Source organism: uncultured Flavonifractor sp. (genome assembly GCF_944387675.1).
Lineage (GTDB): Bacteria > Bacillota > Clostridia > Oscillospirales > Oscillospiraceae > Flavonifractor.
The window spans coordinates 21,587-32,631 of the sequence record NZ_CALXFV010000012.1 but is presented as its reverse complement, the minus strand read 5'-3'; the positions used below and the strand labels follow the sequence as shown (position 1 = coordinate 32,631).

Sequence of the window (11,045 nt, the reverse complement as noted above, 5' to 3'; positions counted from 1 at the left end):
TGCAGGTGTAGCTCATCTGGTAGAGCGCCACCTTGCCAAGGTGGAGGTAGCGAGTTCGAGCCTCGTCACCTGCTCCAGCAAACGATAACAGAAGCAAGAAATTGCTTCTGTTATCCATATGGCGACATAGCCAAGTGGTAAGGCAGAGCTCTGCAAAAGCTCCACCCCCAGTTCGAGTCTGGGTGTCGCCTCCAAAAAGAAAGGCACGCTTTCCAGCGTGTCTTTCTTTTTGGGTTCCGGCGGCCATAGAGGCCGCCTCCACCCTCCGGAAATTTGACATGCTCGGGGCAAATGAATTGCCCCTGCGCCAAGGTTTTGCCTGCGGCAAAACGCTTGTGCGGCGCAAAGGCGCCGCCCCACTGTGTGGGGTCCCGAGTTTGGCGGGCATCTATACTTTACGGACAAGACAAAAAGAAAGGCACGCTTTCCAGCGTGTCTTTCTTTTTGGGTTGGTGGTACCAAAGCTGAGACTGCGGCGGGCGGCATTTTGCCGCCCGCCGCAGTCTGTTGAAACGCCTCCCGCAGGAAGGACACTTCTTACGGCGGATAGGGTGACAATTTTCCAAAAAGCCGGACCCCATCCGTCATGAAGTTAAGACCCTGTCGAAGGCTCTCAGCCAGCGATCCACTGGCAGAAACGCATGAACATGGCCGCCGCCTCCACCCGGGTGGCGGTGCCGGCGGGCGCCAGCGTACCATCGCCCTTGCCGTTGATGATACCTGCGCCGCAGGCCCACTGGAGGGCGGATACGGCAAAGTCGCTGGTCTCGCCGCCGTCCGGGAAGTTCTGGAGATCGGCGCTCTCCCCGGCTTCCACATCATAGCCCTTATACTGGGCGTAGCGGCAGAGCATGGTGGCCAGCTGTTCCCGGGTGAGATCGGCGTCCATATTGGTGCCGTCGGAGATGCCCTCCTCCATGGCCCACTGACGGCCCACCTCATACCAGGTGTCTCCGCCGGAGGTGTCCACGCCGTCAAACCGGGCCAGGAGCGTAAGGGCCATGCCCCGGCTCATGGTCAGCTCGGGAGAGAAGGTGCTCTCACTGGTGCCGGAAAACAGCTCCCGGCTGCTGACAAAGGCCACGTCGTCCGCGCCCCAATGGGTCGCCTCAACGTCTGTAAACGTTTTGCTGTTGTCCACAATCTTAAAGGTATCGCCGTCGTGGGCGGTGAGCACCACACCCTGAGCGGTGGGTAGCGAGGTCTGTATTACCGTCTCGCTTCCGTCTTCCTTGACCAGAACCGCCACGGTGCCGGCGGTCACGCCGGCCACAGGGATCTCCACCTGAGCGGCTTCGCTGGAGGGCAGCTTCACCGTAACGGTGGGTGCCTTCTCCGACTCGGCGGCGGCAGTGACTGCGGACATGGGCAGGGAGACCGTGTTGCTCTGGGTGCTGTCCAGCCGCTCCTGAGACAGGGAAACCTGGGTCTCCGAAGCGCTGGTCTCCCCGGCCGTAACGGTAGAGGAGCTGCTGCCGTCAGGACAGTTGGTGGTCTCGGTCACCGTGCCGTCAGGCTTGGTCACCGTGGTAGTGGTGGAGCCGTCGGGATTGGTGGTGGTCTCGGTCTTGTTCCCGGAGCCGCCGTAGGAACCGCCGGAGGAGCTGCCACCGGCGACATAGATGGTCAGCTCGGTGGCGGCGCCGGTAAGACTGCCGGTGGCGGCGTCATAGCTCGGCTCTTCCCCAGTCTTGCTCACGGTATAGATGTACACATCCTCTCCGCTCTCATTGGCCGCAGTCAGCTTGCTCAGCTCGTACCCGTCGGGCAGGCTTCCCTTGGGCAGCCGCAGCACTTCCTCCACCGCCACGTTGTGTTCGCCGTCCATCAGGCAGATGGCGACCGGTCCGGACAGGGTGAGCTTGGCGTCGGTCTTCAGCTCCAGGCCGCCGGTGTACAGGTTCAGGGCGACGCCGTCGGTGGCGGTTACGGTCGCCGTACCGCCGTTGAGCGTCAGATTTCCTTCCATACCCACGCTGGTTCCGGACACGCTGACCACCGTCTTTGCACCGCTGATCGTAAGCAGGTTATTACTCCAGAGGTAAATTCCGGCGCTGTTCGCGCCTTCCGCCGTCACGGTAACCGTGCCGCCCGTGATGTTCGTATTGCCGCCCTTTATGCCAAAAAGGGATTCCCCCTGCGCCGTGATGGTCACCGTGCCGCCCTGAATGCTGAGGTTGCCGTTGTAGGCCGTCAGCGCAGCGCACCTCGTGCTCTCCTGGTCGGCGGGAAGGGTGAGGGAGGCGTTGAGGGTGCCGCCGGTAATGCTCACGTTATAATAGGCAAAGACGCTCCTGTACTCCCCGCCAACGGCGTCGGCCCCAATGCTGCCCCCGGTAATTTTGACAGTCCCGCCGGTGGACGCCAGCGCGGCAAAATATTCCTCGTAAAGCCAATCCTCCGGGTCATTTCTCAATCCGCCGTCGGCACGGACGATCAGAGTGCCGCCCGCAAGATTCAAATCACGGTTGGCCGCGATGCCGTAGCCGTCGGCCGTGACGGTGAGCGCACCGTCACCCTGGACGGTCAGGGCGTTTTTGCTGTACACGCCGTAGTACAACCCTCCGCTGATGGTGCTGCTGCCCTCCAGCACAAGGGTCAGATTCCCATCGCTGACAATGCCGCCGGAAACGGTTTTGAATTTGGTATTGTTAAAGGTGTATCCGGTCGTGATTTCCGCGTCCTTCAGCGTAAGCACCCCGGCCTCCGGATCATAAACCGCGGTACCTCCGCCGCAGGCAACGGTGTGATTCTCCGCAAGGAGCAGGTCCGTACCGTTGACAAACACCGTGCTGAGGTGAAGCCCGCTGACAATCTGGCCGTCCTTCACCTCCAGCAAAGCGCTGTCCGCCAAATAGCCCGAAACACCGTTTACCTGAATTTCGGGCGCGTAGCCTGAGAGGCCGCCTTCCTCAACGGTCACAGCGGTAACGTTGGCGTCCCCGCCGATGGACAGCGTGCCATAGAAAATATTCAGTCCGAGTCGGCGGGCGGTAACCTTCAGCTCGCCTCCGGTTACGGAAAGCGCCGTCTCACATTCGTCTATATTGTATATGCTGAACGAGCCTGCGAAATCCACGATGCCGCCGGTAATCGAGCAGCCGTCGCGCATCATCGAGATGCCGCTGGGGTCCACTTCCTCGCTGAGCCCCCGCAGCTCACCGCCGCTGATCTCCAGTCCTCCTTTTTCCATGTAAATTGCCGAAGACACGCCGTACTGGAGGGTTACAACGCCGCCGCTCATGCTCATGCCATTGCATATGTACAGGCACCTGTCGGTGTATGAGTCGCCCCCGCAGTTGATGTCCAGCTTACCGCCGGTGATGTTCAGCCTCCCTTCCACATACACGCCGTAGTATGTAACATCCAGCGCCAGCTCGCCGCCCTCCAGCGTCAGGTTGCCGCCGGTATTAATGGCGACCATAGGGTCATTCTGTTCAAAAATCTCCAAGGCGCCGTCGCCCCGGATGATCAGATCTCCCATGGTGCGGACTCCGTGGTACAGCCCGCTGGTGACGATGCTGTTCTGGCCACGAAGGGCAATGATGACGGGCGTCTCCAGGTCGGAGTAGATGCCCGCGTAGTTGGCCCACCTGGAGTCAGGCTCTCGGAAGGGCGTGTCGATGACCGCATCGGTCAAGGTGAGCACGCCGCTCTCCGGATCGTAGACGGCGGCGCCGTCGCCGCAGGCAACCGTATAGTTTTCAGCGGTAAGGACATCCACCCCGTTTACGACCAGTATCCGGTTCGTCCGGATGCCGCTGATGACCTTTCCCTCCTGGATGTTCAGGACGCCTGAATCCAGGATCTGCTTTTCCCCGTTCAGCGTGATATCCCCGTCGTAAACGTAAATGCCCACCTGATTCTCGTCGTCGCAAGAGGCATAGATCGTGGGGGTTCCGGTAATTTCCACCTGATTGTAGCTGTAAATGCCAAAATTGGATGACGAAGAATCGTCGGTCCCCACAGCGGAAGCGGTGATGCTGCCGCCGGTCACGACCAGCTTGGCGCCGCTTCTGATGCCGGTGGACCAGTAGTCAGCCACCTCGCCTGTGGCAACCACCGTACCGCCGCTGATGACGGTATCCCCATGAATGGTATACAATCCGCTGCTGATACCCCAATATTCGCCGATGCATGAGCCGCCGGCAGCGTTCACCGTGCCGCCGGAGATGGTAAGCGTGCCGTCTTTCGCACATATACCTATGCTGTCCAATACGGAGGCGCCGCCCACAGCGGACACCTGAGCGGGCGCTTCCACGGTAAGGCTGCCGCCTGTGTAGATGCCGAAGCTGTAATCGCCTGCACCGCCCAGGACGGAAATGCTGCCGCCCGTAACAGTGAGGTCACCCACAGTATACATGCCGTAGCTGGAACCATCCTCCCATGAGACTTTGGCCGCCGCCGCTGACAGGCTGCCGCTGCCCTGGATGGTCAAGTTCCCGTCCACGTAGACGCCGTAGACGAGCTCCCCGCCGCCCAGGGTGCCAACCTTGTTGTCGCCGACCAACTCCAGAGTCAGGCCGCCATAGGAGCGGACCCCGTAGTTGCCGCCCAGAACGGTGGCATCCTTCAGGGTGAGAGTCTGGCCGTCATACTTCACGTTCCAGCTGTCCCCTTCCGTGGCGGCGGTCACCTTGCCCAGGCTGCTGGTCACCGCATAGACAGGGACACCGTCGGAAATCAGGGCCAGGCCGCCCACATTGACGCCCTCCGTCTGCTCCGGCTGCTCCATGGGCAGGACGGTCTCCACCGCTTCCGCCAGCAGGGTGTGGCCGTATGCGTTGGGATGGAAGTCCAGATTGATGGGAGAGGTGGCAAAGGTGGCGTTGCACGGATTCTCCCCGGCAGCCGCAAAGACAGAGTAGGCGTCGGCCACCAGACACCCCGTCTGGGTGCTCACCAGCTGGATCGCGGCGTTGAGGGCGGTCACTCCCGCCTCAAAGGAGGAGGAGAGGATGCCGGCCCACACGGCCTGCTGCCCTGTCAGCCCCGCGCCGGTATGGCTGTAGGGGTTATACTGGTTAGCCACAATCAGCACCACGTCTGGATTGGCTGCCTTCACCCCGGCGACGATCTGCCCGAATTGGGTACTAAAGCTCTGCAAAGCCTCCGCCGCCTCCGCCGATTGGGCGAAGTCCGGCAGCACGCCCAGGGCAAAGGCCAGCGTCATAAGATCCGCATTCATCAGCTTTTCCTGCATCTCTTCCACGGAGAGCTCCGTCTCCACCCCGGGCTGGGCGTTGTACTGAGCCGTCAGATAGCTGTACAGCGCACCCATCAGGTCGTTTCCGCCCACGGTGAGGGTGATCACGTCCGCCTGGGCCAGCTTGGCGGCGTTGGCCGGCTCGGCCAAACTATTCAGCACGTCCAGCGTGGTCGCCCCGTTTTTGGCCAGGGTGTCGTCCAGAATGTAGGAATGGCCCTCCGCCACCATCTGGGCAAAGGACAGCTCGTCCTCCCCCAGGCCTTCTCCGGTGGTGATACTGTCGCCCAGAGCCAGGTAAGTCTGGGCCGTTCCCTGGGCGCCGGCAACTGCCAGCGGGATACACAGCAGCATACCCAGGCACACCAGCAGGGCTAGCATTCGCTTCTTCACGTGTTCGTCCTCCTTTTCCTTGATCATACCGTTGAACGTTCCGTCACCATTTTACCATCTCAATCCTCCTTCAAGAGAAACCTTACAAAATTGTAAAGTAACTCTTCCACCGGTTAAATCTGCTCCAGCACATATCCGTCCCCCCGCCTGGAGGAGATCTCCAGCCGGGAGTTGCGGCTGTCCAGCTTCCGGCGTAGGCGGGAAATCAGAGTCCAGAGCATCCGGTTGTCGTCCTCGCTGTCCGCGTTCCACACCTGGCGGAGCACCGTCCCCTTGGACACCGTTTCTCCCCCGTTGCGGGCCAGCAGCAGCAGCAGCGCAAACTCCTTCTGCGTCAGGGGAAGATCCTGGCCGTTCAGACAGCCGCTGCCGGAGAGCACGTCCAGCCTCAGCCCGCCGTAGCACACATACCGGCTCCGCTCCCCTTCCTGACGCAGCCGGGCCTCGATCCGGGCGGCCAGCACCTCCAGGTCATAGGGCTTGGACAGATAGTCGTCGCCCCCGGCCCGCAGTCCCTCCACCACGTCCTTGCTCTCCCCCAGCGCACTGAGAAACAGGATGGGGATGTGGTACTGCTCCTTGATCTCCCGGCACAGCTCCACTCCGTTGCCGTCGGGCAGCATGATGTCCAGCACCACCAGGTCCACCGGATGCCACCGCAGGGCCTGGCGGCATTCCGCCGCAGTGGCGGCCTTCAAAATTTCATATCCGTACATACCCAGCGCCTCGGCGTTGATCTTCATAATGTGGGGGTTGTCCTCCACCAGCAGCAGCGTGCTCATTGCCCCAGCTCCCTTCTCAGTACTGTAAAGACAAATACCGTCCCGTCCGGGCCGGTGCGCTCCACCTCCAGCATCCCGCCGTGGGCCTCCGCCGCCTCCCGGCAGATGGCCAGACCTAGGCCGCTGCCGCCGTCCCCGCTGTATCCCTTTTCAAACAAGTGGGGCAGATGCTCCTGGTCAATGCCGTCCCCCGTGTCCGCCGTCCGGAACACCACGTACTCCCGGTGCTCCCAGTCCGAGGCGCTGATGGTAATCGTCCCGTCCTTCGTGTGCCGGTTGGCGTTGACCACCAGGTTGATGAAGATTTGCAGCAGCATGGTCCGGTTGCCGTACACATCCGCGCAGTCCATGCCCTGCACCACCATGCGGTTGTTGTTCTTCAGGCACATAGGGGTGCAGACGGCCTGGACGCTCTCCAGCAGCGGCGCCACCTCCACCGTTCCGAACTGCACCTCGCTGCGCTGGCCGTGGGAGTATTCCATCAGCTTGGTCACCATGTCCGCCAGGCGCAGCGCCTCCCCCTGGATGGTTTTCAGATTCTCCCGGGTCTCTCCGGTGATGTGGTTGGCGGCAAGCTGAAGGCCGGTGAGCTGGGCATAGCCGGAGATAACCGTCAGGGGCGTCTTCAGCTCGTGGGCCACCTGGTGGAGAAAGTCCAGATTCATGGCGTTCATCTGCTCCAGCAGCTGACTGCGGCTCCTGCTCTCCGCCAGGGCCGCCTCCTGTCCCTGGGAGCGCAGGCCCACGGAGACCGCCACCAGCAGGATAAACACCAGCATGCCGCTGGGCGTGACGCCGTAGCGGCTGACGGCCGAGCTGCTGCTGACCAGAAGCCCTTCCAGCACAATGGAGGCCACCAGCACCAGCGAGCCGCTGGCCGTCAGCGCGTCCGCCGCGTCAAAGCTCCGCTTCCGCAGCTGGCCGCGCACCGCTCCCAGGATCAGCAGGAGCAGGACGGGGATCCCCAGCACCCACACGGCGCTGCACACCAGCACCAGATAGACGGTGGGCAGCAGGGCGATGAGCGCCACGGCGCCCCCCATGGCCGCCCCGTACAGGAGCATCACCCACCGCTTTACCGCGCCGGCATAGATGCTGTTGAGCAGCACCAGCAGCAGCCCGGGCAGCAGGGCGGACACCCCGATAAAAATCCGGTAGGTCAGATACCAGGAGGTGCCGGAGGGCATCAGGTGGAGCAGCAGGAAGTTCTGGTCCCGCAGGGCGATCAGCAGGCAGCAGGCGGACAGCAGGCAGAAGGCCACCCGCCGCTGCACCGCGCCGCACAGCAGAAAGTAGAGGCACAAAATCACCATGCCGCCGCTCAGTCCCACGGAGACCAGGTCGTTGCCCGCCTTGTACGCCTCCATATTCTTGGGCGCGGAGAGATAGGTGGGCTGGATGAAGCCGCCGTCCCGGTGGACAAAGTTGGCATAGTGGTAGATAAGCTCAATCTCCCCCGACGTGCCGGTATACAGCGGCACGGTCATGTAGCCGATGCCGGGTTCGCTCTCTTCGGCGTTGTCCGCCACCTTCCCGAAGGAGAGGATCTGCCGGCCGTTGACGAATACAGCGGTGCTGTAGTCAATGGAGTAGCTGCACAGGGTATAGTACTGTCCGGGCCTGGCCCGGATCACCAGGCGGTACGTACCGTACCGGGCCTGGTCCCCCTCCCCGCCGTCCCGGGCTACGCCGGCAGCAAAATCCTGGGAGGTGTAGAGCCGGTTGGGATAGAATTCCCAATTTTGGTTGCTGATGTTGAAAACCCGGCTGTCCAGATCCGCTTCCGTGATGTCCAGCACCCCGTCCACAGGGACAAGCTCCTGAAACTCCGTCTGCCGCCGGCTGCTGAACAGCTGGACGATCAGCAGCGCCAGCACCACCACAGCCACGGGTCCCAGCCATCTCAGCCCGCTCAGCCGGGCCGCTCCGCCAGCACGCAACCTGCCTTCACCTCCCCTGCCGTTTCTCTGGATCTAGTGTACCATCAAACGCTTCAAAAGCAAAGAACCTTACAAAATTGTCAAGTTGCTTTCCGGCATCCGGCTGAGAAAGTCCTTGACAAGAAAAGAAAAACATGGTAGACATCATCTGACCAACAACCACTCATCTGCTATGGAGGAAGTCCCATGAAAAAACGCCTTTTCCCCCTGTGTGCAGCGGCGCTGGCCCTGCTGCTGGCCTGTCAGGGCTGCGCCGGGCAGCCCACCGGACCGGAGAACAGCCCGGCCGACAGTCCGGTATCCAGCCCCGCGGCCGGGCCGGAGGGCCGGACGGCGCTGGTCCCCCACCCCCTTCCGGCCAAGGCCGTGACCCCAAACCCCTACATGGCCGCAAGCGACAATTCCATTCATAACGACGTCTATGCCACCGACGTCACCGACGCGGTGGCGCCCCTGGGCATCTACTCCAGGGTGACCACCTCCACGGAGACCCAGAACATCCATGCCCCTTCCGCCGCCTTTTACGACAGCAAGGGCAATGCCATCACACCCTTCCTGGGGGGTATCTCCATCACGGACCTGACTGGGGACACCATTCAGCGGGCCGGCTCCTTCGTCCCCGCCCGGGACAGCGAGGGCGGCTACGCCCTGCAGATCTCCTACTCCTTTGTGGACAGCAGCGACCATGTGGTGGCGCCCACCTCCCACGGACACATCCTGGTACTTCAGACCATGGATGAACAGGGGGAGATCCTGCCGGTGTTTGAGCCGCTGCTGGACATCAACGTGATGGAGCAGGCCGCGGCCCATCTGGGCGAGGGGTTTGACCAGAATCTGCTGAGCATCGTGTACGACTACGAGGGCAACCTGTGGTTCACCACCGGCGGCTTCCGGATCTATCCCGACCGGCAGTCCCAGGGATTTTTGGGGTACATCTCCCGCTCGTACATGCAGCAGCTGCAAACGGGCCAGCAGGTGTCGCTGGAGGACAACATCTTCTTCTATCCCCTGGAGCCGGGGGAAGGGGCGGAAAACGGCATTGCCGCCAATGAGGATGGGGCGGTGATCCTCACCAACCTGGCCTGCTACATGCTGACGGCGGAGGACGGGGTCTCGGTCTCCTGGCGCACCTCCTATGAGAGCAGCGGCGCCAACGACGCCCAGGAAGGCTCCGGCTACACCGGGGGCGGCCTGGCCTGGGGCAGCGGCACCAGCCCCACCCTCACCCGGGATTTGGTGATCTTCACCGACAACCAGGACCCCATCCAGCTCATCGCCCTCTCCTCCCGGACGGGGGAGATTGTAGCGCAGATCCCGGTACTGGACCAGCTGGGTGAAGATGTCCCCGTGTCGGTGGAGAACTCCATTCTGGTGTACGACCCGGGGGATGGCTCGGCCTCGGTCATCGTGTGCAACTGGTTCGGCGCAGGCAATTCCGGCCTGGCCGACCCCGACGCCGACTCCTCCATCCAGTCCTACGACAACATCTACGACGCCAACTGGATGAGCCAGGGCAACGTCTATATCGCCCCCGGGGTGGAGCGGGTGGACTTTGTCAAAACCGACGGCGGCTATACCGCGGAGAAGGTGTGGTCCCGGGCGGACATTCACGAAACCACCATGATCAAGCTGAGCACCGCCACCGGCTACCTGTACGGCTATTGGCAGGACCTGGAGAGCGGCATGTGGGTATACGAGGTGCTGGACTTTGACTCCGGAGAGACCCTGCTGCGGATGGACGTCTCCCAGGCGTCGGGCTACAACAACCTGGCTGTGGGCGTCATCCCCGACCCCGGCGGAAACGCCCTCTACTGTCCCACCGGCGCCATGGAAATGGTGTGCTGGCAGGACGTGCTGGCCTACCTGCCGGACAGCCCCGCCAAGGAGATCCCTCCGGCGGACACCGGCCGGGTCCGCCTGGCGGATGACGCCCTGGGTGCGGACTTCCAGCCCGCCGGATATCTGACCAGCGTAACGGTGGAGAATCTGCGGGAAACACAGACCCTGGCCCTGCGGGTAAACGGCCTGGAGGGCAGTCCCGCACGCTACACCCTGTTCTTCCAGGATGCCGCGGGGGCGCTGAGGGAAATGAGCGAGCCGTGGAGCCTGTGCGCCGACGGCGGGCAGGTTCTGGAGGCCGGCGCCCGTCTGGCGCCGGAGCAAATTTATGAGATCCGCTTCTCCATTTCCGACGGGTCGCAGGCCGACCAGCAGGAGGCGAAATATGAGGGACGCTTTGCGGTAGTGCTGGCCAGGCAGGCAGCGGAGGCTGGCTGATGGAGTGCTCTCCCTACTACCTGTCCGATTTACAGGTCTACTTCTCCGGCCACGACCGGGAGCTTGCCCTCTACGAGGCCCTGTTCCAGGCCATGAGCGCCGCCTTTCCGGAGGGGCAGGTGAAGGTGCAGAAAAGCCAGATCAGCTTTTATGGCCGCCATCTCTTCGCCGCCGCCTCCCTGCCCTTCCGCCGGAAAAAGGGGTGGCCGGAACACTGCCTGCTGGTCACCTTCGGCCTGGGCCGCCGGTTGGACCACCCCCGCGTTGCCGTGGCGGTGGAGCCCTACCCCAACCGCTGGACCCACCACGTGGTGGTGGACCGGCCGGAGCAGATAGACGGCCAGCTGCTGGAGTGGCTGGGGGAGGCATGGCGCTTTTCCCAGGAAAAATAACGGCAGAGCGCACAAAACAGGCGGGTGTCCCCGGGTTTGGGGACACCCGCCTGTC

Annotated in this window: 5 protein-coding genes and 2 tRNA genes; 4 read left to right on the top strand and 3 right to left on the bottom strand. The window is 62.6% G+C overall.

The annotated features are described in order from the left end of the window. Position 1: 1 nt before the first annotated feature. Positions 2-77 (top strand) — tRNA-Gly (locus Q0J74_RS02440). Positions 78-120: 43 nt separating this feature from the next. Next, positions 121-194, top strand: a tRNA-Cys gene (locus Q0J74_RS02435). A gap of 419 nt (positions 195-613) precedes the next feature. Here Q0J74_RS02435 and Q0J74_RS02430 read toward each other — a convergent pair. From Q0J74_RS02430 to Q0J74_RS02420, 3 genes are all read right to left on the bottom strand, one after another. After that, complete coding sequence (locus Q0J74_RS02430) at positions 614-5,599, bottom strand: GDSL-type esterase/lipase family protein (protein WP_297210075.1); 4,986 nt, start codon at positions 5,597-5,599, stop codon at positions 614-616. A gap of 113 nt (positions 5,600-5,712) precedes the next feature. Further along, positions 5,713-6,381 carry a response regulator transcription factor gene (locus Q0J74_RS02425; protein ID WP_297210073.1) on the bottom strand — a complete coding sequence of 223 codons (669 nt, stop codon included), beginning with the start codon at positions 6,379-6,381 and terminating at the stop codon, positions 5,713-5,715. Continuing rightward, positions 6,378-8,321, bottom strand: a complete 1,944-nt coding sequence (locus Q0J74_RS02420; RefSeq protein WP_297210070.1) for a sensor histidine kinase — start codon at positions 8,319-8,321, stop codon at positions 6,378-6,380. The genes Q0J74_RS02425 and Q0J74_RS02420 overlap by 4 nt, the downstream gene beginning before the upstream one ends. A 186-nt stretch (positions 8,322-8,507) precedes the next feature. On the opposite strand from Q0J74_RS02420, the gene Q0J74_RS02415 reads away from it, so the two are divergent. Next, the gene (locus tag Q0J74_RS02415) at positions 8,508-10,598 is read left to right on the top strand and encodes a hypothetical protein (RefSeq protein ID WP_297210068.1); all 2,091 of its coding nucleotides are present in this window, start codon (positions 8,508-8,510) and stop codon (positions 10,596-10,598) included. Beyond that, positions 10,598-10,990 carry a DUF5655 domain-containing protein gene (locus Q0J74_RS02410; RefSeq protein WP_297210065.1) on the top strand — a complete coding sequence of 131 codons (393 nt, stop codon included), beginning with the start codon at positions 10,598-10,600 and terminating at the stop codon, positions 10,988-10,990. Before Q0J74_RS02415 ends, Q0J74_RS02410 begins: the two co-directional genes overlap by 1 nt. Positions 10,991-11,045: the final 55 nt, after the last annotated feature.

What these genes read in the sequence shown, in the direction of transcription:
- Q0J74_RS02415 (WP_297210068.1), top strand. Translation starts at nt 8,508, where the DNA reads ATGAAAAAACGCCTTTTCCCCCTGTGTGCAGCGGCGCTGGCCCTGCTG.
- Q0J74_RS02425 (WP_297210073.1), bottom strand. Translation starts at nt 6,381, where the DNA reads ATGAGCACGCTGCTGCTGGTGGAGGACAACCCCCACATTATGAAGATC.
- Q0J74_RS02410 (WP_297210065.1), top strand. Translation starts at nt 10,598, where the DNA reads ATGGAGTGCTCTCCCTACTACCTGTCCGATTTACAGGTCTACTTCTCC.